Raw genomic sequence first — 25,373 nt, forward strand, 5'->3', positions numbered from 1 at the left:
TTCACATAATCAGACAAACTATTGTAACCGCAACCATTTGCGAGATAAGGAGGGCGGTCATGTATCAATTATCGGAGCAGCAGGCACAGGATATCGTTGATAAAATGATGCAGGATATCCCCTACAACATCAACATCATGAATGCGGAAGGCATCATTATCGGAAGCGGCAATCGCAAGCGTATCGGAACGGTCCATCAAGGAGCAGTAAAGGCTCTTGCTACAGGGAAAATGGTCGAAGTATGGGAAGACGGTCTATTCGAGAAAAAGGGAACCAACGAACCGATTGTGATCAATCATAAACGTGTCGGCGTCATTGGCATTACTGGCAATCCCGTTGAGGTGCGGCCCTTCTGCAATATCGTACGGACGACAGTGGCGCTTCTTATCGAACAAGGAATGGCTCTAAAAGCCCTTGAGAATGAAGCGAATCGCAAGAAGGCTTTCGTTGAAATGCTGCTACAGCATCAAGGGATCTACACGCAAAAATTAAAAAGAGAAGCGATGTCCTATAACATCGACTTGATGCTTTCAACTACCGTACTGTATATTCAGCGATTCCGAATGGATCGCGAGCAGGCCAAGCTCTTCTTGCTTTATCCCTCCTTTATGATTGACGGGGATACGCACTTGTTCTTTATTCAGAATGAGGGAGAAATTGAGAAAGCGATCAAGCTTCTTCTTCAAGGTCAACCGGATATGGTCATCAGCTATGGGCGACACGAGGCGCAAGTTGCCGATAGCTATCGTCAGGCCAAGCAAGCGATGAGCGTGCTTCACGCCTTGAAGCTGCCGAAGCGGATCATCAGTTATGAAGAGGTGGAATTTCTCGTGAAGCTTAGCCAAGCTGAGCTGACGGATTCCGAATCCCTTATCACGAAGCTCGAGGACAAAGAATCGGTGGATCTGATGGATACGCTAAGAAGCTTTATCAATCATAACGGAAGCGTGTCCGCAACCGCCGCAAGCTTGAACATCCACCGCAACACGCTGCAATATCGTCTGAAGCGAATTGCTGACCTGACAGGCAAGGACCCTAGACATTTGCTGGAGCTGTTTGAGTTGGTTCACGGATTGTTAGCTTTTTATCGATAAGAAAACCCCAAGTCCGAAGCACACTCGGAATCTTGGGGTTCATTTTTTATCCTAAACGAATCAGTCTTGCAATGTTCTCGCACGTTCTGCTCACGTTCTGCGGCCCTTCAGCGAGTACCTTCTCAAGCTCTGCCGCGCCAGGCACGATGCCGAATATCGCGTCGATCCCTTCATCGTATAGAGCCTCAATTCCCTCGCCGATATAGCCGGCAATGGCGATGACCTTCGTATTGGCTTCCTTCGCTGCCTTGGCTACACCATAAGGCGTCTTGCCAAACTTCGTTTGGAAGTCCATGCCGCCCTCGCCCGTTAAACAGTAATCCGCTTCAGCAAGCTTCGCTTTAAGACCCGTATACTCAATCACGATATCGATGCCTCGCTGCAAGGTGGCTTGCGTGAAGATGAGAAGCCCTGCTCCGAGTCCTCCTGCTGCGCCCGCTCCGGGGATGTCGCGTACGTCCTTATGAAGCTGCTCGCGAACAATATCCGCATAATGAGCAAGATTGTCATCCAACACCTTTACCATTTCACGCGTTGCGCCCTTTTGCGGTCCGAATACGTGGGAGGCTCCATGCTCGCCGCAAAGCGGATTGGTTACATCGCAGGCCACAATCATCTCGACATGCTTGAGTCTTTCATCGAGTCCCGTCACATCAATCGTTGCCAGCTGATCAAGGCTTCCGCCTCCGCGTGGAATCGACTGGCCTGCTGCGTTCAGGAAACGGACACCTAGGGCTTCCGCCATACCCGTGCCGCCATCATTGGTTGCACTGCCGCCGATCCCGATAATGATCTTAGTAATGCCTTTATCCAAGCATTCCCGGATCAGCTCGCCTGTTCCATACGTTGTTGTAATGAATGGATTCTTGGTCTCCTTCGTGACATGATGGATTCCGCTTGCCGACGCCATTTCAATCGCAGCGGTAACACCGTCACCCATAATTCCGTATCGTGCCTTTACAGGCTGTCCGAGCGGACCAGTCACCTCGGCTTCATAGATCTTGCCGCCGGTAGCATCAACGAGGGACTGTACCGTACCTTCCCCGCCATCTGCCATCGGGACGTGGATATATTCCGCATCCGGGTATACCTTGCGCATTCCTTCCTCCATCGCAATGCATACTTCCTTCGCTGTCATGCTCTCCTTGAAGGAATCGGGAGCTAGCAGAAATGTTGGTTGTTTCATGTGATCACCTCATGTGCTGTATTATAAGAAAAATCCGTAGATTAAGGTTGCGACAATCGTCATGGTTCCGCCTACGATCGCCTCGTATGGGATCAAGCTCATCCGCTGCTTGATGCTCATGTTCATGCTGTTCGCTGTAACATGGAAGTAGTTGCCCTGCGGCAAGGAGTCGATAACCGTCGCTCCTGTATGCACCATAACGGCTGCGGCAAGCGGAGCAGTACCCATATCAAGAATGGCTTGTCCAAACGAACCTGTTGCTAGAATAACACCAGTCGAAGTAGACGCGGTTGCTGCTGCCATCAAAATACCGGAAATAGGGGCAAGGAACGTGCCAGAGATGCCGGATGCCTCAATCAAGCTAACAACCTGTATAGATAAGTCGGAAGCTGAGATCAGTCCTGCAATCCCTCCTGCGCCAATCAGAATCAGTACTGTTGCGGTCATCTTCTGAATACCAGAAGTTGTATATTCGAGAATCTTATTGCCTTGTCCCATGGCGAGCATTCCGATCACACCGGCAATCGGCAGGATAAACATAGCATCAACCTTGAAGTTCGATAGCGCTTCGATTCCGATAATCGAACCGATTGGGTTAATCATCAACAGAATAACAGCGACAAGAGGCGCTACAATCGCCGTCTTAAGCGGCGGATATTTTGTGGTGTCTACTTCACTATTTACTGCTTCTGCATCTGAAACCATGGTTCCTTTCTTTTTCAAAAGGGAGGCTACAATGACGGTTACAATCAATCCACATAATGCAGGAATAAATCCCGCGATCATCACATCGCTAAGCTCCAAGTTGAAGCCCCTTGCTGCTGCAATGGTATTCGGATTCGGAGAAATAATGTTGCCTGCTTTACCGCCGCCTGACAATGCAAGCAGCAAAGCAATCTTGCTAATTCCCATCTTGTTGCCGACCGACAAAGCGATTGGCGCTACGATCAGCACAGCCACTGGAATGAACACGCCTACTGCCGTAATAATCATCGTTGCCAAAGCTAGTGCGAGTATGGCCTTGCCTCCGCCAAACTTCTTCACAATCGCCTGCGCGATCGTCTCGGCGGCGCCCGATTCCATCATGACCCCGGCAAGCACACCGGCTGCAAGAACTCGGATAACTGTTCCCATGACACTTTGTGTACCGCTTACAAGAACATTTATCGTCTGCTCCAAGTTCGCCCCGCCAATCAAAGCGCCAAGGATCGCACCTAAAAATAATGCATACACCGGATTAAGCTTTCTCAGGATCAATATGATGGCAATAGCTAGACCGACAAGTGCCCCAATCCAACTGATTGTAAATCCGTCCATTGTGTATGTCCTCCTCTGTCTGTTTTTGTATTCGCTTTCATTATAGTTGGACAATCCATGCATGAATATTGAAAATCGGACGATTTTTATTGTTCAAGTGCACAATGAAACAACCAACAGAAATACGCCTTAAGAACTTGATTCAAGTTCCTAAGGCGCAGTCTTCCATAACAAGTATGAGTGATTCGCAGCATGCTTATTCCTTCACGAATTCCTTTGTGCTTCGCACGGTATCAATTGGACGGACCATCTTCTCAATCTCTGCGCGCTTTGGCTCCAGGAATGGCGGCAGGGACAAGATTTCTCCCATAGTCTCGTAAGGCTCGTCACTCATAAAGCCTGGACCGTCTGTTGCGAATTCGAACAGAATTTGCGGTGCTACTCTTGCATACAGCGATTCAAAGAAGTGGCGGTTCACATAGCCGGAAGTTGGGAAGCCAAATCCGTCCAAGCGCTCAATCCATTCATTGAGAACAGAACGATCCTCCACTCGGAAAGCTGCATGATGAACTGTACCAAAGCCCTGACGGGACTGCGGCATCACATTGTTAAACTCCACCACTACTTGAGCTCCGTTGCCCCCTTCGCCAACTTCAAAGAGGTGCAGCGAGCCATCCTTGGCCATTTCTTTGAACAACAGTACCTTTTCCATCATTTCCTTGAAAAATTCAAAATTCGATGTGCGCACAAAGATTGGACCAAGGCCTGTTATCGCATGCTCCAACGGAATTGGTCCCTTCTGCCATGGTGTTCCTGAAGCAACGCCCTTGTTGAACTCATCCGAAATAAGCTGGTACTGCTGATCATCGAAATCCACGAAGGACAGTGTCTTCTTGCCAAACAGCTCTTGAATTCCCGTATGCTTGACGTCCAGACGGTCAAAGCGCTTCACCCAATAATCCAAGGAAGCATCCGTTGGCACACGGAAGGACGTCTTATAGATCTCATCTGTACCATGTGTTCCTTTTGGAATACCAGGGAAGTCAAAGAACGTCATATCGGTTCCAGCGCTGCCCTTGTCGTCAGCAAAGAATAAGTGATAGGTTTGAATATCATCCTGGTTAACCGTCTTCTTCACAAGACGCATGCCTAGCACATAGGTGAAAAACGCATAGTTCTTTTCCGCACTGCTTGTAATCGCTGTAACATGGTGAATTCCTTTTAATCCGTTCATGATTCATACCTCCATTTATTTATCGCCTTCTTATCTTAAGAAAGCGATTGAATATATCGTGTAAGTGATATTACCTTTCATCTGACTCTGCTGAATCAACATTAGCGTATACGGTAAGTCATCTTTTTATTTAGAAAAATATTATCTTTAATTCGAGATAAATATAACATTTATATATCTCGAAGTCAAGAGGTTTATTGCCGCTTGTTAACATTGCAAAAAAACAGGCAATCTCAACCGGCATGTAATGCCGACAGATCACCTGTTTGACGGTTATATGACTAAAAAAAGATCTTCAACTCGTGGCAAGCTGGCTTCTTACTTATAATGGGTCAGCCAATATTGCGCAGAAGCATGCAGCTGCTGATAGGCTTTATCGGAAATGTGCTTGCTGCTTTTCTTATTATCCAGATGGCTTACAAATTCATTCATATACTGGGCAGCCTCTTGAGACTTCTGCTTGCTCTCTGCATGAATGACGGAATCCAGCTTCGCCTTGAGAGACTGGGCTGCACCATGGTTCTTAAACTCTCCTGCTGCTTCAAACTGCTCTACACTGGCTTTCAGGCTAGCTGTTGCTGTAGAGTTGACCGTATACGTGCCTTTCACAAATTGATACAGCCAGTCATAAAGTATCCGTGTGCTTGGGTCATTGCTTAATGCCGCAGTCTTCAGAACAGGGCCGCTGCCTTGATAATAAGCCTTGAAGGCACTTCCCATGTAGCCATACTTTACGCCGCCATCTAAGTAGTCGATGTAGCGTTGGCGGAATACATTCGGCTCGGTCAACAGGCGGCTGTCGAATTCCACTTCTACGCCCATGCCATAGCGTTTTGCCGTTTTGGAAGCATCCTCCATACGATCAACGTTCATCTCTTCAAAGAAATAGTTAGGCTGGAAGGCAGCTGCATCAATGCCTACATCCTCCCACATGAAGCTCTTATACGCAAGGAAGTGAGGAATCCAGAACAGCTTCAGGTTCTTGGCATGAACCATATCGCTTACTGCGCTAAGCATCTCTGGACCAGTAGCGCTTGTGCTCACTTGTTCGGACAGCCAATACAGTCCAGAGAACTCCAAGTTGGAATAGGATTGTTGGGCAAAGCGCTGCGTCACTTGATCGATCCACCACTTGACGACCTTCTTGCGATTCTCCATTGCTTTCTGAGTACCGACTTGACCTGCATTGAAGTTCTCCGACTTCCCGTCTCCATCCACATCGCCAAAGTCTGCTAAGTACTCCCCTGGATCAGGGATCATCACGACAACCTTCACTTTATGATTCGGATCACCAAGCTTCGTACCAACTTCCTTCGCTGCCTCATTCAGCTGCTTCATGTCTCCGTTTGCTGCAAAGGTCTTATTCAGGTACCAGTTCCACTCCTGAATCGTTGCAGACCCATCAAAGCTCTTGCCATTAGGCGAGAATAGGCCTAGATAGAGCACGCCGTCAAACATCCAATCAAGCGGCTCCCCCTGTTGATTGACATAGCTGATGTGCGGAACAATGCTATCTTTCGTCCAATCGCCATCACCATTGCTATAATGACCGTTGTAGAGCAAGGTCAGGTTGTTAATTCCCGCTGTGTCTGCTCCGGTTTGCTGATAGGCAAATGGCTTCGTTGGAATCGTTTCCGCTTGAGCAAGCTTACCATCCGCCCCCATAATCTCGACTTCATCAATGAAGCTCCATGCGCGAGTATGCATCGTGAAGACAACCTTCACATAACGGGCATAGGCCATCGTTGCCCCTGTCGTGCTGTCGGCAATACCGTCTTGGCTGCCGTTCCACGTATAATACTGATCCACTGGCGGACCATCCACCCACAGCTTCTCCGTGGCCTTGTGGGAGAGAAGCGCCCAGTTCTGTTGGTCATCCGACACGTACATTGAGACCGTTAAGGGAAATAGAATGGCGGAGGATGGCCAATCCTGAAGGAAATGCACCTTTATACTTGAGATGGATTTGGAGGCACCAAGATCAAAATGAATCTCCCGGGCTTGCTTGCGAATATGTCCAACCCATGCTGGATCAAGCACATTCACGCTGCCTTTCTGGCCGTCTATCAGCTTGTTACCTGGATCAGGATAAGTGCTCTCTGGTGCTTCTGACCACGTATAGGTGGAATGAGAAGCGAGGTTGTAGACATTCCCTGGCTTTGGCGCTGATTCCTCAGCCTTTGCTACAGGAAGGATTGATACCATCAGTAGGGCAGCCATAGCTATAGACATCCATTTTCTCATCGACAACAACATCATCTTCCTCCTCTATCCAATCCTTTTGATAAGCTGCAATAGGGGTCTAACCGTTAAGTAAGAAACTTTATTGCCTCATGTGATTCATGGTAAAGGAATCGTATATTCCGTTGTGTGCACTGATCATTCACCCATCCCGATTCCTGCAGCGGTATCCCTTATCGTGCGTGATCAGAAAGTCGGCTTATTAAACAACCTCTTATATCCCTACCTTCTCCTGCATCGCCTTCAAGTAAAGCTCAGTCAGGAACTGAGGTCTTGTAATCGCGGTACCAACGACGACGAACTGTGCGCCAGCCTTGAGTGCCTCGACCATATCAGAGGATCGGCGATACCTGCCTTCCGCTACCACTGGAATGTCCGTCAGTTGGGCAAGCTGTCTAACGAGCTCCACATCAGGCTCAGCCGTCTGTGGACTGTAAGGGGTATATCCGGATAAAGTCGTAGAGATATACTCCACTCCCAGCTCAACCGCATACAGCCCCTCCTCGACAGTAGAGATATCTGCCATCACCGGGATGTTTCTAAGATGCAGTGCCTCGACCACCTCCCTTAACGTCTTGCCGTCCGGGCGTGCTCGCTTTGTACCGTCTATCGCCACGATATCTGCGCCAGCTTCGTATGCCTCATAGGCCGTTTGCAGCGTAGGCGTAATATAAACGGAGGCCTCTCCTATCTGCTGCTTCACGAGTCCGATCACAGGAACATTCACTTTATTTTTTATCGCAGCGATATCCGCCGTTCCATTGGCTCGAATGCCGATGGCTCCACCAAGCACAGCCGCTTTAGCCATTTCCGCCATATGATCCGCACCGAATAGCGGCTCATTTTCATAGGCCTGGCAGGAAACGACTAATCCTCTCCTTGTTATCAACTGTCCCATAATGTGTTCTCCTATCTCCTATCTTTTTGTGCTCCCATCTACTTCATGCCTGTGATCGAGATGCCTTCGATAAATTTCTTCTGAACGAAGAAATACATAATGATGATCGGTACGGTAAACAAGGTCGCTGCGGCCATCAATGGACCCCAAGCTACGCTGTTTTCACGGATGAATTGCTTTAGTCCAATAGATAATGTCCAACTGTCCTGATTGTTCAAGTAGATCAACGGACCTTGGAAATCACTCCAGGCATTGAGGAAGGTAAAGAGTCCAATTGTTAGAAGCGCAGGCTTGGCTAGCGGCAGCACGATCTGCGAATAGATGCGGAACTCCGACGCCCCATCAATGCGGGCCGATTCGGTCAGCTCGTACGGAATGCCGTTGAAGAACTGCCGGATCATAAACACGTTGTAGGCAATTCCAGTTCCGAACCAAGCCGTCAGCACGAGCGGCCAGTAGGAATCCAGCATACCAAGGTTGTTGAACATCACGTAGAGCGGAATCATCGTCACCTGCATCGGCAGCATCAAGGTGCTTAGCATAAAAACAAACAGAACATTGCGTCCTTTAAAGTCAATTCGAGAGAATCCGTATGCTACAAGCGGGGACAGAATGACCACGCCCGCAACGCTTAGGATCGCAATGACAATCGTATTCATCGTGTACTGAACAAAGGGAATCATGCTGACGGCATTCACATAGTTATCCCAGATCAGTTCCGCTGGGAACCATTGAATGGGAATAACGAAGATCTCATCTTCTGTCTTAAATGTAGTAAGCAAGAGCCAAGCAAAGGGAGCCAAGAACATCAATCCAAATAGGATCAAGATGATATGAGGAACGATTTTTTTAACAATGGATGAATTGTCCATTACTTATCCCCCCCATAGAAGACCCATTTGCCTGAACTGCGGAAGATGACAAGCGTTAGAATGAGCACAACCACGAACAAGAGCCAAGCCATCGCGGAAGCGTAGCCCATTTTTAAGAAGACAAACGCATTCTGGAATAAATAGATGGCGTAGAACAAGATAGAGTTGCTTGGTCCGCCAATCGCCTGCCCGCTTGAATCGGCAAATACATACCCTTGCGAGAAATATTGAAAGGAACCGATCAAGCCCATAATGATGAGGAAAAAGGTCATAGGCGAAATGGCAGGAAGCGTAATGTGCCAAAACTTGCGCCATCTGCTCGCGCCATCGATGGAGGCCGCCTCATAGTACATCTTCGGAACCTCCTGCAGGGCAGCGAGATACATGATCGTCGTCGTCCCCGTCCCCCAGAAGCCCATGAATATAAGCGACGGCTTCGTCCAGTTGGCATCCAAGAGCCAGTTCGGCTCAGGCAGCCCAATCGCCCCAAGCATCTGGTTAACGAGACCATACTGTGCGTTAAGCAGCCACAGCCAGAGCAAGGAGCTGGCCACAGCAGGAACGAGCGTCGGTAGAAAGTATATCGTGCGGTAAATCGACAGGCCCTTCACACTCTGATTCAACAGAAGGGCAATACCCAAGGCATAGATGAGCTGAGGAAAGAAGCCAAATATCGTAATAAAAATCGTGTTGTACAACGATTGATACATCTTGACGTCCTTCGTCATCTCAATATAGTTGGATAAACCCACCCACTGTGGAGCGTTAAATAGATTGTATTCAGTGAAACTGTAATAAAGGGACATGATGATTGGGTAGAGTTGAAATACGAGAAAGCCGAATATCCAAGGGCTGATAAATAGCAATCCGATCAGCAGCCGCTTTCTCTCTCTACTCTTGATGCCTGAGTTCGCCTGTATGGAAGACAACCCTTCTCACCTCTCTAAGAAGATTACAGCAGGGCAGGTTATGTAGGTCATACATTCCCTGCGCCTGCTTTATCGTTTATTTATTTTTGTCTGCAACCGGCTGCATCTTGCTCACGACGGTGTCCATCGCTTCCTGAGCAGATTGCTGGCCCTTCAACGCTTTTTCCGTCTCTTCATTCAAAGATTGCAGGTATTCGTTAATATAAATGCTGTTTGGGAACCCTTTCAAATTCGGGCTTTTTGCACTTTCATAATAGTCCCACAGCGCTTTGGTCTTCTCGTTCTGTGTAAGCTTCGGATTGTCCAAGGCCTTCAGCAGGACAGGGATAGAGCCGTATTCAATGCTGTAATCGATCTGTACGTCCTCACTTAAGAGATACTTCATCACTTCCCACGCTTGCTCCTGATACTTCGCCTTCGCAGGAATAAACATCGCGATCGGGCTAACCATACCTGCGTTCTTCAATTCAGGCTGTGCTTCTGGGTAAGGGAATGGGGCTACGCCAATATCCTTGCCTTCCCCGCGGTTCTCAACATACCAGTTCTCCCAGCCAATCATCATTGCGAGTTTGCCGGTTAAGATCGGATCCTGCGGAGTCTCCATCTTGCCCATGCCGGACTTGAACTTATCAATGCCTACTTGGCCGAATTCTTGATAGTAGCTTGCTTGGTATTCGATGGACTTAACGTTAGCCGGCTGGTTCGCAGTCAGCTTGCCATTGCCATCGTCCCAGGAACCATTGAAGATGATGGGCCAGAATACGTTATCAATCCATGGATAATCTGGAATAAAGCCCATTTGTGTAATATTGCCCTTGTCATCCTTCACCGTTAGCTTCTTCGCATACTCCATCATCTGCTCTAAGGTTTCTGGCGGAGCTGTCAAGCCTGCTGCTTCGAAAGTCTTTTTGTTATAGAACAATTTGTTAGCCATACTCATGGAGATCGGGAACCCAAAGATTTCATCCTTGACCTTCATGCGATCAAGTGCTGCCGGAATGATCTGAGCGGTATCAAATCCATCCTTGTCGATAAACTCCTTCAGAGGCTTCACTGCCCCAGCCGCAGACCATGGACCAATATTATTCCACTGGGTCAAGACAAGATCTGGCGGGTTCCCTCCTGAAATCGCTGTCAATTGTTTCTGTGGATCTTGATTGCTAAGCACTTTAACGAATATCTTATCCTGACTCTCGTTGTACTTGGCGATGGCCGCCTCTAACGGCTTGCTGGAATCCCCCGCAAAGGAGTTCCAGAACTGAATCTCTACTTTGCCATCTGCATTGCTTGTTGTCTTGCCGCCTGATGAACATGCGCTTAGTGTTGTCATGAAGATTACCGTAAGCACAAGCAATACAGGCAGTGCGCGTTTGTTGCTCTTCTTCAAATGACTCACCCTCCTACATCGTTCGATATGCTATCCTATGCTCTATTTCGGAGGAATAATCCTCCTAAAACGAATCTAATGGATAATTATTTCATTGTCAATCCTTGGTTTTGATTTATTTTGGAGCAAATCTCCAAAATGGGGCTTGCAGTTCTGTTTTCCTAGGTGTCCAAAAGACCATAGGGAAGGCAGCATGAAGGCAGCACAAAAAGGACTGCCGAAAGCAGTCCCTTGATAGGTGATGAAAAAGGCATACTAAATAAACCTAGACATACCACACCTGAGCGGCAGCGCCAATGACGCCTGCATCTGCTCCTAGAAGAGCAGGCACAATGCGGCACTTCGCTCTCATGACAGGAGACGTACGCTTGGTAATCTCCTGATCCAATGCATCAAAGAAGCGCATTCCCGCTTGGGAAACGCTTCCGCCAATCAGCACGCCTTCTGGGTTGAAGCTGTGAATATAGCCGGCAATGGCGGTCCCGAGCGCCTGGATGACAACACTCATCACCTTGTCGGCAGCTTGATCCCCATTCATCCAGGCGGCCACGATCTCCTTCGCATCCGGCTGCCAATCCACAGGGCCTTCCGCAGCGGCAATAACCTCTCTTCCGATGCGGGCAATCCCTGTGCCTGAAGCATACAGCTCCACACAGCCTTGATTGCCGCAGTCGCAGACAGGGCCATTCATGTCCACGGACACATGACCAAGCTCCCCGGCCCCGCCGAAGACGCCTCGCTGCAGGCGTCCAGATTCCATAACCGCCCCGCCGATGCCTGTTCCTAGCGCCAAGCAGATGAAGTGGTTCATAGGCTGCGCTGCACCGTACAGCTTCTCCGCCACCGCAAGCACATTCACATCATTATCGACGTAGACCGGGTATGGATATAGCGCCGCTATTCGTTCTTTAATTGGAGTTCCGCTCCAGCCCGGAAGCGTCTCTCCCGCATACCACACCGATCCATCCACATAATGAATCTGACCGGCACTCCCAATGCCGATACCTGCAATCTGATTGGCATGCCCCACGGATTCAATCATGTGGGCAATGCCGTCTTCCACCTTTTTCATCAGCTGATCCGGACCCTTTGCTGCCTCTGTCGGCACCAATAACCGATCCACAATGCTTCCTTGCCTATTGATTGTCGCAAACTGCACTTTGGTTCCACCAATATCTACACCAATCGCATAGGTCATGACTGCCTGCTCTCCCCTCTGTAGGTCCAGCTTTAACGATGTGTGAATGGCCTGCTTGTTACAATGAGCCTGTTGCATTAATCGTAGACAATGAAGCTAATACAGCTTATCAGCAACAGACAGCGCCGTATTCTTCAGCGCATCCTCCGCATCCTTCTTCTTCATGGCAAGTATCGTTGTCAGCATATTCAACATATAGGTCTGGATAAACTTCGTGGACAACGCCCCGCCTTCTGTCGGTCGCTCTCTGGCAGAGACGAGCAAAACGGTATCCGCATGGGAAGCGATAGGCGAACGCAGATGTCCTGTAAGACAAATGATCTGTGCGCCATTCTTCTTCGCTTCACGCACAGGATCGACAATATCCCTTGTGCTGCCTGAGGTGGAGATGGCAAAGACAAGGTCTCCTTCCTTCAGCAGCGAAGCCGTCATGGCGATGATATGGGAATCGCGATGCGCCTCCACATTCAAGCCAAGCCGCATCAGCTGATAATGCAGATCAAGCGCGGTAATTCCTGATGAGCCTACGCCATAGATCGTAATCTTCCTAGCTGCGAGCAGCTGGTCAACAGCTTTGCTCAGGTGGTCAACATTGACCAGATCGAGCGTATTTTTAAGCAGAATCTCATGCTGGAGCGTCAGCTTGCGCGCCACCGTGTACAGATCGTCATCCTCATGAATCTCGGTGCTCATCACAGAAGGAGGACGATCCACTAGATCCTGCGCAACCGAAAGCTTAAACTCGTGGAAACCGCGGAAGCCAAGCTTCCGACAGAAGCGTATGACAGAGGTTTCTCCCACTTCCGCCTTCTCGGCAAGGTCCGTTACTGTGGCAAGCACGGTGTCCTCCGGGTTAGCCTTTACATAATCTGCAACCTTCTTCTCCGTCTTCGTTAAAGAAGAGTAGATGCTTGATATCATCAGCAGCGTGTTGGATGATTGAAGCTTAGTTCCGACTCTTGCCATCCCTATCCCTCATTTCGTCTCTCTATTTAAAATAAATGCAGGCATCCATTTGCACAAAAATTACAAGTGGAGATTTTCCCCTATATTATAAATTAAGAAAGAGTTTTTTTTCAATTACTTCTGTAGGCGATTCTTTGATGTTTTAAAGAAAAAATGCTCTATATTTGTAATATCATGCAGCGTATCGATAGAAATAGATGCCGCAATAAGAGCCTTGTTTCTCACAAGGCTCAATGGATGACAATATGGTAGATTGGTTCATGTAGTCTTAGCTATAGAAGTCACACTGCGTTCCGCTCGTCTTTCAGGGCTTCTTGTTGGACACGCTTCATAAAGTCCGTAACGACCTTTTGATTCCCTTTGGTGCTGCCGAGCTTCAACATGATCTTGCCAAACAGATTGATGCCTTCATTGGACCCGCTATACTCAAAGACGGTGTGGTGCTCATCTTTTTTATGCAGGGTGTACGCGGCACGAATGTTAAAGGTCTTAGCCAAGGTAAAGCCAACCTTTAAATGCTTATAGGCTGGCGTATCTTCATACTCCAACACTTCAACGATATACGTCTCAACCCGTTTCCCTTCCTTGTATTTTTGCTGAAACTTGGTTCCAATCTTGCCTTCTGTCTCCTCAATCAACTTGTTCTCTACCACCTGCGGCATAATACGCTGCTGATTATCCCAGTCAAACAATCTCCAGATCGTCTCGATGTTCGCCTCGATATCCATACGTTCCTTCCAATTCATGCTTCAATGCTCCTTTACAAGCTTTAAAAAGAGAGGGAGAAGAAAGAACTTCAATTCAAAAACTCAAGCAATCAACTGAATCGCTTTGCAGAACCACCAGCAGAGTCACCCTCAACGCCATATTCTTGCCTGGCCGCTCCCCATGGGCCGCCTCTAGAACCGGCTCCTCTTTCCACTCTATTTGTTGTTAGTATAAACCAGTCCGTCAGATCCGTAATCGTTAGCTGATTCTTTTTTGCGTCAAGATTTGTGGTTAACAAGAGCCCCATCTCAAACTTTGCCATGAAGCATCATTTGAATCCGTCATGTTCCGAGTTCACTTATGAATGCGGCTTGAAAATACGGGATAAATACTCATTCATAAAGAGCTGGTCAGGATCAAGCTCTTCCCTTACGTTCTGAAAGGCTGACCACATGGGGTATCGATTCTCGAACTGTGGGGCCTGAAGAGTATGCATCTTGCCCCAGTGCGGCCTCCCGCCATAGTGGAGGAAGATCTCCTCCATCGCTCGAAAGTAAGCCTCATAGGGCATCCCCTTGTACATATGCACAGCGATGTAGGCCGAATCCCGGCCGTATGCCGGACTAAGCCATATATCGTCACCCTTAGCATAACGACACTCCACGGGGAAATGGACATGGAACCGCTGCTTGGATAACGCCGCTTGCATTTCTTTAATGACTTCGGCCATCGCTTCCGAAGGGAGACTATATTCCATCTCATGAAAGCGAACGAGACGCTTGGTTGCGAATAAACGATGACTATGGGATACTTTGCGGCCTACGGGAACCTGCGAAGCCGACAGCCGGCTGATGGCAGCGCTCGTGCGCGGGAGGAGCCTGCACATTTCGGATAGCAGACCAAAGAAGGCATTTTCCATCACCACTTCATTAAAATAATCTTGCAGCTTGCGAGTTGACACTTCTCTCTCTGTAATGTTCATCAGCTTGATCTGGCAAGGCTCCGCATAGGGGAACCAGAAAAATTCAAAATGCCGATTCTCGCCTGCCAACTGGGTGAGCTGCGTCAAGCAATCAGTAATCGGCAGTCGCCTGCTCTCATATTCAAGCTTATATGCCGCTTCCAGTCGAAGGGTGACCTGCACAATCACCCCTAAGACGCCAAGGGAGATTTGCATTGCCTTAAACCATTCGGGATGCGATTGCGGCGTACATTCCAGAACTTCCCCCTGGCCGGTAACCACGGTCATTCCGATCACCTGAGTCGAAATATTGCCGAATGTCAGGCCTGTTCCATGCGTTCCCGTGCTGATTGCTCCCGCAATCGACTGAACGTCGATATCGCCCAGATTCTCTTGCGATAACCCATGCGAGAACAGAGCTTCGCCAAGCCGCTTTAGCTTCGTTCCCGCCCAGACCGTAGCCGTTCTCGCCTCTTGATCAACACGCACGATGCCTTGAAGGTGATCAAGCGACATCAACACATCATTGGATGCGGCAATGGCCGTAAACGAATGCCCCGAGCCAACGACACGAAGCTTGCGTCCCTCGCGCCTGCACCATTGAACGATGTCCACGACCTCCTCAATGGAGCCTGGGTACACGATCTCCTTTGGAGGGAGAATGTTTCTTATCTGTTAAACGCGTATGCGTTTATACCTTCTATACGCGGGTGTGGATAATCCCTATTTATGTGCCTTATTATCCACAGAGAGATGATGTTTAGGATTATAGCCCATAAGAAACATTTATAAGAAGAAAAAACATAGTTGCAGATGAATATGGCGGGTGTAGCCCAAGCGAAGGCGCGGGAGAAGCCCTTGATTTATGAACTAAAAAGAAACAACCATGATCTTATAAACGGAAGCAGCTGTAGGAAGAGAATATAAGAGGCTCAGATTGAGCATATGGTATGGTAACGATCATTAGGTCAATCAACATATCCATTTCAGTTGGAAGATCAGTTGCTTGATATAGATCTTCTTGAATGTGGCCAACATTGTCATTAGCGAACAGATCAGTACAGTAGTCTGTCACCAGCTGCACTTCGTTTGAGCTCATTGAACCAGGAATAAGGAGTATAAGCTGAAGCGTAGGTCAATCACCAACGTCACTGCCTTCAGTCTACAACTAGCCGAAGGCTAAGTATCAAAAACATTAGTCTGGCAAGCCAATCGCAGCTAGCAGCTTCCGGAAAAACAACCAGGAGCTATAGCTTCGCTGCGCAGCTGGCGCCGAGCAGATCGGCTGAACCGGTGCTTCCGGAAGAATTATTATTTCATCATTGAGGGTAGTTTTGTGTCATTGGGGTGACATTTTTCGAAGATAGTTGTTATGTTTAGGGCTAATTTTAGACTATTGCACCAAATCACAGATTTTGGTCATTTATATATGTATTCATTAACATATACTCCGCTTATGTATGTCGCACACCTTCGCGCGAATTTTCTCGGTCAAGTCTATCTTAAATGAAGCTACGAAACCCGATTAGAGACAGAACATCGAAGAATTGTTTGAAGGGAATAATGATGTTGCTCTCCTTTACTTTTCAGGGCACGGACTAATAAATTCAACAGGAGGATACATCGTTACAACTGATTACAAAACATACGATGAAGGCATAGCAATGGACACAATTTTAAATCTAGCAAACAGGTCCGGTGCACGCGATAAAATAGTCATCCTCGATTGTTGTCATTCTGGCTCCTTTGGATCTCCATCACAACAAAACGGACTCACTCAACTTAGTGATGGATTAACTATTTTAACAGCAAGTCGAAGCTCTGAGTCTGCATTCGCAATAGATGGCCAAGGTGTCTTTACCTCATTACTACTTGACGCACTTCATGGAGGCGCAGCTGATCTAAGAGGATATGTTACACCTGGTAGCTTATACTCATATATTGATGAAGCACTGGGTGCTTGGGATCAAAGACCAGTTTTTAAAACAAACGTGTCAAGATTTACTCATATAAGAAGGGTCGAACCAATTATACCTTTAATCACTATTAGAAAAATTAGCGATTATTTTAAAGAACCTACAGAAGAATTTAAGTTAGATCCTTCTTATGAATTCTCTAGCGATGAGCCCAAAGAAGAAAATGTCGCTGTATTTAAAGACTTACAAAAATACGAATCAGTTGGGCTAGTCGTTCCAGTGGATGCAAAACATATGTATTTTGCAGCAATGGAATCCAAATCTTGTCGACTAACAGCGCTTGGTTATCAGTATTGGCGCTTGGTTTACGAAGGAAAAGTATGAGTTTAGAAAAAAGACCACTTCGGATAGTGGTCTTTTGTCTTTTAATATTCAAGTCAACAATCATTTTTGAGGCCGTGGAATGCTGGAACCGCCTCCAGGTGGTCCTTGTTTATCTTGAGATTTACTAGGCTGGTGTCCATTATCAACTTTTTTAAAGGCTTGTTATTTTGATTCATAATGTAAACTTCTATTTTTGATTGGGTCTAGCTATACTAGATCCTCCAGTAGGTGGGGGTGACTTTGCACTTGGCGCTTGGGGTTGGATCCCTTTTTGTTCCCTGCCTGGACTTGGTTGATGCCCAAAGTCCTTGTTTGGTTGATACCCTACTCCTGATGGCTTACTGCTTGGCATGTTATCTCCTCCATTGTAAAAAATTCAATATGAAGTATTTGGTCACCAGCAATCCAAACTCCATTAGATCGCGGTATTTCCTGCCAACTCCCGTTTTCATCTAATTTGTATACGACTTCAATATACAAATCTTTTTCATTAGGAACAGAAGAGGCTATAGAGTTATTGGAATACTTACCATATATTCTAGTTCCATCTTTAAGAGTAACTATAGTATATGCAGCTTTACTCATAATATAATCCCATGCTGTTGGTACAGGATGCAAAGTCTGGACTTTCACTTTATGAAGCATTACTCGTAGCCATTCTTTCTCTGTTATAAGCCCTGCTACTAATCCGAGAATAAATGGGAAAATAATTAATACAGCAATTATACAAATTGACCAACGAAAAGGATGATTATCATAATATTTTATAGTTATTAATTGATGAATTAATGGCCACCAAATAGCGAAGTTTACGCAACTAAAGAAAAAAAATCTTAGAATAGCTGGCTGGTATGCTTGATCTCTTTGTGGAATAAAATATCCATAAGCAAAACTCATAGAAAAACCAGGTATTAAAAACAATAGTGTGTAGAGAGCCATATCAAAATTAGAAAGAGTCATTAAACATCTCCATTTCTAATTATTCATAATCTTGTACTTAATAAACTTTACTCAAATTCCTTATATATGTAAAGATTGTATACACAAAAGATCTTGAATTGACTCTGTTATGTTTCAATGATTATGCTCTTGTTGTAACGCTCCACCCCTCCTCGATTGCTCTCTTAATAAAGTTTTTAGGTGAATTAATTCGCTTCTTATGTTCACGCATTAGAAGTAGTATCTCAAGAGCCCTCTCACAAGGGACAGAACAAAGTAGTTCCATCGTCTCTTCGCTCGGTTCCTTCAGAGTCGCTAATAGATAACCCATATACACTGTAGCAGGTTCATTAATTTCTTCATTATTCTCACTTTGATATGATAGTTGGTCTCGTACTTTTTTTGGGTTTGATTCAAATGATAGTGTGTGGCCACCTGTGGAAACTAACGACCATACCTCGGCCAATAAATCACTGTTAATGCCTTTCTTTTTTTTTAATCCTAAATGCGCCATGGAATACAACTTTATCTCACACGGGTATTTAAGTTTTTTCAATGCATAAATGGTTCCTAATAACATCAAACGATTAGGAGTTGTATGGTCAAAAATATTACTCACATTCTTATGGGTGTTTTTTGTTTGAACATCTTTTAATAACACTGTGTAGAATCCTTTTCTTAGAGGATCCGACATTGCAGTATTTCCTCTCACATAGAGTTCAACTGTACGGTTCGTATGCAAAATAATCCCCTCCCAAAAATCGTAAGGTAGATCATGAATCGACATTCGATTGTCTCGATTTGAATGCGTATACCTACCCCATGTTTGGATTGCTGCAGTACCCGTGTGATCGAGAAATAAGAAATAAATATTAAAGTATGATAAATTCCAATAAAAAAGTTGGTATGAATGAAGAGAATGTAATCAGGATGCATTAATAGTTTACAATCTTAAACATATTATAGCATATAGTGTGAACTGTTAGGCTGAGAACAGCGTTGTATCTGGAACTGGATAATTCACTTACTTTATGGGTGGTGTCAACGAGGCTGGTATTGTATTCAAAATCGTTTAAATCCTAGCTGTAGCATTGAAATATTATTAATTGTTTATGGTTCCACCTTCTTTTTGATTCCATTTGCAACGAAACAAAAATATTTTTTTACTATTTTCGACTTATTATAAGCCAACAAGACTATCAACTGCTGAAAATTATAGCCCTTTAAGGATTGAAGCACTATTCCCATATTTTATATATAATGGTATAAATAACTTGGGTTACATAATATAATATGGAGGTAAGGGAAAATTGATTAAGAAAACTAAAGTAATCATCGCTTCTCTCATTGCACTATCAGCTGTAGCAACTGTAATTCCTAGTGCAGATGCAACTGTATTTGGAAAAACAAGAAACGGCGGCGGTCAGTTCAGTGCGTGGTATGATGCATCCGTCTCTCAAAAAGGTTACACTACGTATTTTGATTATGCACGTTCACAGTGGTCAGGAATCTCTACTAAAGTAAGTATCAGTACGACCACCAATCCCACAACGTCCACTGACCAGTATTATGTATCTAATTCGATTGTAGCAGATCGATTAGGACAGTGTATCTCAATGAGCAAAACAACTGGAGAAGTAGACCCCAATGTTAAGAATTGGGACTATAGCATGGTTTACATGTTTGATAACAATATTGTTCTCGGGGGATACAATAACGACACAAACAAGAAGAACACAGCCCTCCACGAAGTGGGACATTCTCTTGGCCTAGCTCATACAAACGACATAAATTCAACTTTAAGATCGCAATCAGTCATGACAGACGGAAGCGACACATTTAGAAACCGAAATATAACCTCCCCTTCAACCTACGACAAAGGCGAATTGAAGTACAAATGGGGAAATTAAATAAATAGGAGGATTATCTAATGTTACTGAAAAAGAAAAGCACTATTATCTCTCTTGTTCTGGCTCTCCTTCTTGCTGCTAGCTGCATTTATTATTTTGCTATTTATAATTCTGTACGTGACGTATATGTATCCTCGGATTATGTTGGATACTCTACAGGTAATGGACTATTTAATAATGCTGAATTAGTTGTTATTGGCAGCCCTACTAAAGATTTTGAAGACCGTGAGGTACACTTGACTGAATTACCTAAAGGCTTTGTTGCTGATATTGCTACGTTTACAGAGATTAATGTGGAAAAGGTTCTAAAAGGCCCAGAAGAGGTTGTAAAAAATCTTACAGTAATTGAACCCATCGGAGTATATCAAACATTTAAAGGTAAAAAAAGAATTGCATATGAAGGGTATACAGAAATGAAAAAAGACAGCAAATATTTGATCTTTTTAAAGAAAAACAGTTATGGTCAGTACAGCGTAATTAATATGCAGGCTGGTAAATTCAATCTCGATGGAACTGATCCAGAGGACAATTCAGGTGAAGAGGCAATTATTAAGAAAAATATTTTTACAGAACTTACAACGAATTTTGCGAAGGAATTGAAATAAGGTGGGACTCCCCACCTTATTTTATTTTGTATTTATTTTAAATCCCCTGGATGAGGAGATCTCCAAGGGTCATCTTTTAATCTAGCTAAAAAACCACGTTATACCTGCGCCTACTATGCTTATGCATAAGATCCAATAGGCAGCCTTTAACCAGAAATATTTCTGCTCAAAACGAAAAAATAACTTTACCTAGTATTAGAGGTAAGGTTTCATATAAATTTAACAAAGGCCGGATCTCGAAGCATCCCTGCTTTGGTCCAATTTCTGATCTTTACTGTGGCGTGTTTTGGTGTCTTTAAATATACAATATCTTTGCTTTCATTTCCTATTTCTAATTCTTCAAAGAATTTCTTCTTTTGCAAGGGACTTACACCTAACTCTACTATACCAGCGGCTCTAAGGTTCCCCTCATTATCCTCTACTCCTGTAAGCCAACCGAACTTTCCTTTTCGATATCCCATAATCCAAACATCTACATAAGTCCAATTGATTACTTTTAGCCAATCCGCAGATCGCCGGCTAACATAGCGGCTCTCTTTTCTTTTGCATACGATCCCTTCCATGTTCCTTGAACATATATCAGCAAACAGGGCTTCCCCTGCCCCTTCAATAAAGGGTATAGGGACTATGTGATTGGTGCCATGAAAATCGATGGAGTGAAGAATATTTTTACGCTCCAGAAGTGGCAAGCTGCGCAGATCCTCACCTTGATAGCGTAAGATGTCAAACACAACGTAAGTGGCTGGAAACTGCCTAGTTAATTTTTGAATCGTAAGATCCTTACTAGCGCGGAATCGGGACATGATAGATTCAAAATCTACAGCTCCGGTGATCGGGTCAATGGTTACTACTTCACCATCCAGGATGATGTCATCTGCCAAAGGGACAGCAGTTATCTCAGAATACTGACGAGTACATTCGGTATGATGTCGAGTGTACAGTCGTGTAGTCTCGTTTGTTCTAGTATATATAAGCCGGTGGCCATCAAATTTCGGTTCAAAGATGAATCGTGGATCACTAAATGCTGTTTCTGATGTTTCTAATAGCATAGGAGAAATAAACATTTATCTCACCCTCCCCTACTCTATGACAAGTCTTATAGTCATTTCCTACTCAAGCATGTGCCTAGTAAAGGAACCCTTCCCTACTCAACTACTAACTATATAAGCCTCTTCGATCCTCTATACTACTGCTCATTTTTTTGCTCCAGCAAGTTTCTCTTTATATGTGTTTGTATATGCTCTCTACTCCGTTCCGAAGTTTTCTCTTTCATACATAACACCGATTGTCAACGCTGGCGGATCCGCACTTCACCCTAAGAAACTTGAAGTTATAATAATTACTAAAAATATATCTATCCACTCTATATCACTCTGTTATACTCTTTTTCACTCTATTTGATTAAAATATAAAGAACCTTGATCTTATGCGGTTTTTTCGATGTATGTTGGTATAATTGTCTCTATACTACTCTATTAGACTCTTATTCAGTCATAAAGAAACGAACAAAAAAATAGCCGCTCAAATGAGCAGCCTAATCATTTTTCATCTCATTATTAAGTCGAGATTCAAAGTTTTCGAGGATGTATTTTTTAACGAACATTTCTCTTTTTATAGTATCCTCACGCTTTACAAATAAACCGATGCTTCTTTCTTTCGTTGGTAGTTCGGCCCACTTGTCTAATGCCTCGAGCTCAAGTTTTGTTTGAATCCGGTTTGTTGTAATCATGTTATTGATATCTCGTTGTCTTTCTCTAATGATTCTCTCTTCTGCCGATTCCCCTAACCGTAGCATCATTTGTTCTTCAAAGTTTTTTAACAAATTCCCTACTTGGGATTCGATATTCTTGCTTATTTCATTTGAGACAACTTCTATTGATAGTTCTTGTTGATCGGATTGGTAATCAATAGGAAACGGACGGGTTTCGATTGACGGATCTGTAGCAATTTTATTTCTAATTGCCTCGAGATTATACCCTTCGTCATCTCTTAATCTGACTATTAACTTCCCTATTTCGAGATCCAATGAATCGAATACTCTCTTGTTACCAGATTGCGTCTTATTTACAAAGTGAATTTTATTTTTTTCTAGGTCATTAAACCATGAATTCACAGTTGTAAAGTGTCTACCTAATAGATCAGAGAATTCATTGAGCTGCCAAAACTGATTTTCCACTTCAATTACACTCCTTTCTATAGTCTAGCAATAGTCACTAGCCTATGAATATCCTTTGTATATATGCTAGACATAGCATATTCCTTTGATATCCCTTGCATATAATCTTTAGTATATAGTCTATGAATATCGCATATCTCCCCACACCCACCCCTGCAACTGCAGGCTTGTATCGGAAGGCCGCATAATGATCGAACAAGGCAGGCGAATAGAAACCTGAGCCTGCCGTAACCTCCGTAACCCATGCTTCCTTGCAGGAACTGCTCAAGCTCCCGGTTCCTCCCGCGTTAACGAAGCGAAGCGATAATTTCAATTCCATCAATCGCTCGACGATCTCCTGCCTTCGCTTGGCAGCTTCCTTCACAGAGCGAAGCTTCAAAGCTCGAATAAGCTGATTTTTCGCCCAAGCGCCGAATGAACCACTGACATTGTCGCCTACCCCTGCCACTTGCGCTTCATAGCCCATGATGCCTTCCAATCGGATCCAGGAAGAGGCCATTATTCGCTCAACAACAGGGGATGCATCCTCCCAAGAGATTAATGGCGAGCGCCATACGCCAAAACGAAGACCCGGATACTGCACCGACATATCCAGATCGATGCATAAGGGAATCGCAACACCTTGTTCCTTCGCAAGACGCTCAAGATGCTCGACCTGCTCCACACAATCGACCATAAAGGTGATGCTGCGCCCCTCCTTCAGCAGGTCCAACAAGGGCAGGATCTCCGCCGCCTGCCACTGCGGGTAACCGAGCAGCAAATCGTCAAAGCCCTGCCTTGCGAGAAATGCTGCTTCCTTGGCCGTAAAGCACATGATGCCCTGACAGGCCTCGTGATGCTTCAGAATGCGCCGCATGATTTCTGCACATCGTATCGATTTGCTGGCGATCCTGATCGTTTTTCCTTGTGCAGCACCAGCGATTGCTCTTGCATTGTCATCAAGCAGATCCAGATCCACAAAGGCAAATGGCTTTGGCACCTGCTCAAATATCGACTTATAGTACGCATAGGTGCTCACTTGTTCTCCCCCTTAGGGCTCATTTTAATCCATGATATTCCAATTCTATTCAGGGGAATAAGGCCTTTTTCCTGCATGCGGCAACTTCGCGGATACTATTTTTATAAAGCGGAATCGGTGGATGAAAAAAAGCAGATCCCAAAGGATCTGCTTCAAGCCTATCTATACCTATCGATTTTTATTAAGAGAGTCTACCCATGTCCCCGTCTTATCGCTGGAATGTTACACGCTCCGCTTGTCCGTTCAACATCACGCTTGTCTCGCTTGGCTTCGTCTCTGCAATCACCTTGCCATGACGGAAGGAGTAGCGCACCGATGCCTGCTTGCGAATCGCTTCATATTCATTCTCTGCGTTCAATACGATGAAGTTGGCAGGCTTGCCTTCCTCAATGCCGTACTTGTCCTCAATCTGCAGCGTCTTGGCACTGTTCTTGGTAATCAGATCAATGCTGTTTACAATCTGATCGTAGCCCATCAGCTGGGATGCATGGATACCCATATGAAGCACCTGCAGCATATTGCCTGTACCTAGCGGATACCACGGATCGAAAATATCATCGTGTCCAAAGCATACATTCAATCCCGCCTCCTGAAGCTCCTTCACGCGCGTCAAGCCTCTGCGCTTCGGATACGTATCGAAGCGTCCTTGCAGGTGGATGTTCACAAGCGGATTGGATACGAAGCTGATGCCGGATATTTTCAACAAACGGAACAGCTTGTACGCATAGGCGTCGTTATAGGACCCCATCGCTGTTGTATGGCTCGCCGTCGTCCGCGCACCGATTCCGCGCTCATAGGCTTCTTTTGCAACCACTTCAACGAATCTCGACTGCTCGTCATCAATCTCATCACAGTGGATATCAACGAGACGATCATATTTTTCCGCCAGGTCAAATACGATCTTCATCGAGTCAACGCCATATTCGCGTGTAAATTCAAAGTGTGGAATGCCGCCAACTACATCAGCTCCCATCTTCATCGCTTCTTCAAGCAGCTCAGGCCCGTTAGGGTAGGATAGAATTCCCTCCTGAGGGAAAGCAACCAGTTGGAGATCCACATAAGGCGCGACCTCCTCCTTCACTTCAAGCAGCGCCTTAAGCGCCGTCAGTGTAGGGTCCGTTACATCCACATGGGTTCTTACGTGCTGAATGCCTTGAGCAACCTGCCATTTTAGAGCTGTCTTCGCTCTTGTCTTCACGTCCTCAATCGAGAGGGTTTCCTTACGCTGAGACCAGCGCTGAATGCCTTCAAACAAAGTGCCGCTCTTATTCCACTCCGGCTCGCCTGCCGTCAGCGTCGTATCCAAGTGAATATGCGGTTCAATGAATGGTGGAAGAACCAAGGAGCCGTTAACGTCAATAACCTCGTGTCCTTCTTCTTGTAAGGGCTGCTGTGTAATCGTCTTGAATACGCCATCTACAACCTCAATATTCCACAGGCCTTCTTGGCCTCTTCGTGTTGCTTGTTTGATAATCACCGTTGAATCCCCCTTTG

The 25,373-nt window shown here is 45.5% G+C and carries 23 protein-coding genes; 4 read left to right on the top strand and 19 right to left on the bottom strand.

Annotation, left to right across the window (positions count from 1 at the left end; genetic code table 11):
- Window positions 1-59: 59 nt before the first annotated feature.
- Entirely contained in the window at window positions 60-1,094 is a 1,035-nt protein-coding gene (locus I2H74_RS10580) for a CdaR family transcriptional regulator (RefSeq protein WP_195573905.1), read from the top strand.
- A 46-nt stretch (window positions 1,095-1,140) separates the two neighbouring features.
- Here I2H74_RS10580 and I2H74_RS10585 read toward each other — a convergent pair whose 3' ends face one another.
- The 13 genes from I2H74_RS10585 to I2H74_RS10645 form a co-directional block, all read right to left on the bottom strand.
- Entirely contained in the window at window positions 1,141-2,280 is a 1,140-nt protein-coding gene (locus I2H74_RS10585) for a glycerate kinase (RefSeq protein ID WP_195573906.1), read from the bottom strand.
- A 21-nt stretch (window positions 2,281-2,301) separates the two neighbouring features.
- Window positions 2,302-3,597, bottom strand: coding sequence for a GntP family permease (locus I2H74_RS10590; protein WP_195573907.1), 1,296 nt, complete (start codon window positions 3,595-3,597; stop codon window positions 2,302-2,304).
- A 196-nt stretch (window positions 3,598-3,793) separates the two neighbouring features.
- On the bottom strand, window positions 3,794-4,771 hold the full coding sequence (locus I2H74_RS10595) for a ring-cleaving dioxygenase (protein ID WP_195573908.1): 978 nt from the start codon (window positions 4,769-4,771) through the stop codon (window positions 3,794-3,796).
- Between the two features lie 318 nt (window positions 4,772-5,089).
- Window positions 5,090-7,027, bottom strand: coding sequence for a DUF4855 domain-containing protein (locus I2H74_RS10600; RefSeq protein ID WP_229106577.1), 1,938 nt, complete (start codon window positions 7,025-7,027; stop codon window positions 5,090-5,092).
- A gap of 199 nt (window positions 7,028-7,226) precedes the next feature.
- A complete protein-coding gene (locus I2H74_RS10605; protein WP_195573909.1) occupies window positions 7,227-7,910 on the bottom strand; it encodes an N-acetylmannosamine-6-phosphate 2-epimerase in 684 nt (227 codons plus the stop codon).
- Between the two features lie 38 nt (window positions 7,911-7,948).
- Complete coding sequence (locus tag I2H74_RS10610; protein ID WP_195573910.1) at window positions 7,949-8,782, bottom strand: carbohydrate ABC transporter permease; 834 nt, start codon at window positions 8,780-8,782, stop codon at window positions 7,949-7,951.
- Complete coding sequence (locus I2H74_RS10615; protein WP_195573911.1) at window positions 8,782-9,711, bottom strand: carbohydrate ABC transporter permease; 930 nt, start codon at window positions 9,709-9,711, stop codon at window positions 8,782-8,784. Before I2H74_RS10615 ends, I2H74_RS10610 begins: the two co-directional genes overlap by 1 nt.
- A gap of 76 nt (window positions 9,712-9,787) precedes the next feature.
- The gene (locus tag I2H74_RS10620; RefSeq protein ID WP_195574083.1) at window positions 9,788-11,041 is read right to left on the bottom strand and encodes an ABC transporter substrate-binding protein; all 1,254 of its coding nucleotides are present in this window, start codon (window positions 11,039-11,041) and stop codon (window positions 9,788-9,790) included.
- A gap of 322 nt (window positions 11,042-11,363) precedes the next feature.
- The gene (locus I2H74_RS10625; RefSeq protein ID WP_195573912.1) at window positions 11,364-12,296 is read right to left on the bottom strand and encodes an ROK family protein; all 933 of its coding nucleotides are present in this window, start codon (window positions 12,294-12,296) and stop codon (window positions 11,364-11,366) included.
- Window positions 12,297-12,392: 96 nt separating this feature from the next.
- Complete coding sequence (locus tag I2H74_RS10630; RefSeq protein WP_195573913.1) at window positions 12,393-13,262, bottom strand: MurR/RpiR family transcriptional regulator; 870 nt, start codon at window positions 13,260-13,262, stop codon at window positions 12,393-12,395.
- A 281-nt stretch (window positions 13,263-13,543) separates the two neighbouring features.
- Window positions 13,544-14,008, bottom strand: a complete 465-nt coding sequence (locus I2H74_RS10635; RefSeq protein WP_195573914.1) for an SRPBCC family protein — start codon at window positions 14,006-14,008, stop codon at window positions 13,544-13,546.
- 71 nt (window positions 14,009-14,079) lie between these two features.
- The gene (locus I2H74_RS10640; protein WP_195573915.1) at window positions 14,080-14,292 is read right to left on the bottom strand and encodes a hypothetical protein; all 213 of its coding nucleotides are present in this window, start codon (window positions 14,290-14,292) and stop codon (window positions 14,080-14,082) included.
- Between the two features lie 36 nt (window positions 14,293-14,328).
- Entirely contained in the window at window positions 14,329-15,573 is a 1,245-nt protein-coding gene (locus I2H74_RS10645) for a D-arabinono-1,4-lactone oxidase (protein WP_324254046.1), read from the bottom strand.
- A 905-nt stretch (window positions 15,574-16,478) separates the two neighbouring features.
- Here I2H74_RS10645 and I2H74_RS10650 point away from each other — a divergent pair.
- Window positions 16,479-17,231 carry a caspase family protein gene (locus I2H74_RS10650; RefSeq protein ID WP_229106551.1) on the top strand — a complete coding sequence of 251 codons (753 nt, stop codon included), beginning with the start codon at window positions 16,479-16,481 and terminating at the stop codon, window positions 17,229-17,231.
- A gap of 324 nt (window positions 17,232-17,555) precedes the next feature.
- Here the strand turns inward: I2H74_RS10650 and I2H74_RS10655 are convergent, their stop codons facing one another.
- Together I2H74_RS10655 and I2H74_RS10660 are read right to left on the bottom strand one after the other, a co-directional pair.
- The gene (locus tag I2H74_RS10655) at window positions 17,556-18,191 is read right to left on the bottom strand and encodes a DUF6338 family protein (RefSeq protein WP_195573916.1); all 636 of its coding nucleotides are present in this window, start codon (window positions 18,189-18,191) and stop codon (window positions 17,556-17,558) included.
- Window positions 18,192-18,312: 121 nt separating this feature from the next.
- On the bottom strand, window positions 18,313-18,912 hold the full coding sequence (locus I2H74_RS10660; protein WP_195573917.1) for a hypothetical protein: 600 nt from the start codon (window positions 18,910-18,912) through the stop codon (window positions 18,313-18,315).
- Window positions 18,913-19,480: 568 nt separating this feature from the next.
- Here I2H74_RS10660 and I2H74_RS10665 point away from each other — a divergent pair.
- Together I2H74_RS10665 and I2H74_RS10670 are read left to right on the top strand one after the other, a co-directional pair.
- The gene (locus tag I2H74_RS10665) at window positions 19,481-20,080 is read left to right on the top strand and encodes a matrixin family metalloprotease (protein WP_195573918.1); all 600 of its coding nucleotides are present in this window, start codon (window positions 19,481-19,483) and stop codon (window positions 20,078-20,080) included.
- A gap of 20 nt (window positions 20,081-20,100) precedes the next feature.
- Window positions 20,101-20,685: a hypothetical protein gene (locus I2H74_RS10670; protein ID WP_195573919.1), complete on the top strand. Its 585-nt coding sequence runs from the start codon at window positions 20,101-20,103 to the stop codon at window positions 20,683-20,685.
- Between the two features lie 209 nt (window positions 20,686-20,894).
- Here I2H74_RS10670 and I2H74_RS10675 read toward each other — a convergent pair whose 3' ends face one another.
- The 4 genes from I2H74_RS10675 to I2H74_RS10690 all read right to left on the bottom strand — a co-directional run bounded on the left by I2H74_RS10675 (window position 20,895) and on the right by I2H74_RS10690 (window position 25,356).
- Entirely contained in the window at window positions 20,895-21,749 is an 855-nt protein-coding gene (locus tag I2H74_RS10675; protein WP_195573920.1) for an RNA ligase family protein, read from the bottom strand.
- A gap of 470 nt (window positions 21,750-22,219) precedes the next feature.
- A complete protein-coding gene (locus I2H74_RS10680; RefSeq protein ID WP_195573921.1) occupies window positions 22,220-22,861 on the bottom strand; it encodes a hypothetical protein in 642 nt (213 codons plus the stop codon).
- 37 nt (window positions 22,862-22,898) lie between these two features.
- The gene (locus I2H74_RS10685) at window positions 22,899-23,879 is read right to left on the bottom strand and encodes an alanine racemase (RefSeq protein WP_195573922.1); all 981 of its coding nucleotides are present in this window, start codon (window positions 23,877-23,879) and stop codon (window positions 22,899-22,901) included.
- Window positions 23,880-24,087: 208 nt separating this feature from the next.
- Window positions 24,088-25,356: a cytosine deaminase gene (locus I2H74_RS10690; RefSeq protein WP_195573923.1), complete on the bottom strand. Its 1,269-nt coding sequence runs from the start codon at window positions 25,354-25,356 to the stop codon at window positions 24,088-24,090.
- Between the last annotated feature and the right edge of the window lie 17 nt (window positions 25,357-25,373).

Origin of the sequence: Paenibacillus sp. 1001270B_150601_E10 (genome assembly GCF_015558675.1) — a bacterium.
Classification (GTDB): domain Bacteria; phylum Bacillota; class Bacilli; order Paenibacillales; family Paenibacillaceae; genus Paenibacillus_B.

What these genes read in the sequence shown, in the direction of transcription:
- I2H74_RS10670 (WP_195573919.1), top strand. Translation starts at nt 20,101, where the DNA reads ATGTTACTGAAAAAGAAAAGCACTATTATCTCTCTTGTTCTGGCTCTC.
- I2H74_RS10620 (WP_195574083.1), bottom strand. Translation starts at nt 11,041, where the DNA reads ATGACAACACTAAGCGCATGTTCATCAGGCGGCAAGACAACAAGCAAT.
- I2H74_RS10635 (WP_195573914.1), bottom strand. Translation starts at nt 14,008, where the DNA reads ATGAATTGGAAGGAACGTATGGATATCGAGGCGAACATCGAGACGATC.
- I2H74_RS10585 (WP_195573906.1), bottom strand. Translation starts at nt 2,280, where the DNA reads ATGAAACAACCAACATTTCTGCTAGCTCCCGATTCCTTCAAGGAGAGC.
- I2H74_RS10580 (WP_195573905.1), top strand. Translation starts at nt 60, where the DNA reads ATGTATCAATTATCGGAGCAGCAGGCACAGGATATCGTTGATAAAATG.
- I2H74_RS10675 (WP_195573920.1), bottom strand. Translation starts at nt 21,749, where the DNA reads ATGTTTATTTCTCCTATGCTATTAGAAACATCAGAAACAGCATTTAGT.
- I2H74_RS10600 (WP_229106577.1), bottom strand. Translation starts at nt 7,027, where the DNA reads ATGTTGTTGTCGATGAGAAAATGGATGTCTATAGCTATGGCTGCCCTA.
- I2H74_RS10640 (WP_195573915.1), bottom strand. Translation starts at nt 14,292, where the DNA reads ATGGCAAAGTTTGAGATGGGGCTCTTGTTAACCACAAATCTTGACGCA.
- I2H74_RS10590 (WP_195573907.1), bottom strand. Translation starts at nt 3,597, where the DNA reads ATGGACGGATTTACAATCAGTTGGATTGGGGCACTTGTCGGTCTAGCT.
- I2H74_RS10625 (WP_195573912.1), bottom strand. Translation starts at nt 12,296, where the DNA reads ATGACCTATGCGATTGGTGTAGATATTGGTGGAACCAAAGTGCAGTTT.
- I2H74_RS10630 (WP_195573913.1), bottom strand. Translation starts at nt 13,262, where the DNA reads ATGGCAAGAGTCGGAACTAAGCTTCAATCATCCAACACGCTGCTGATG.
- I2H74_RS10595 (WP_195573908.1), bottom strand. Translation starts at nt 4,771, where the DNA reads ATGAACGGATTAAAAGGAATTCACCATGTTACAGCGATTACAAGCAGT.
- I2H74_RS10610 (WP_195573910.1), bottom strand. Translation starts at nt 8,782, where the DNA reads ATGGACAATTCATCCATTGTTAAAAAAATCGTTCCTCATATCATCTTG.
- I2H74_RS10655 (WP_195573916.1), bottom strand. Translation starts at nt 18,191, where the DNA reads ATGACTCTTTCTAATTTTGATATGGCTCTCTACACACTATTGTTTTTA.
- I2H74_RS10605 (WP_195573909.1), bottom strand. Translation starts at nt 7,910, where the DNA reads ATGGGACAGTTGATAACAAGGAGAGGATTAGTCGTTTCCTGCCAGGCC.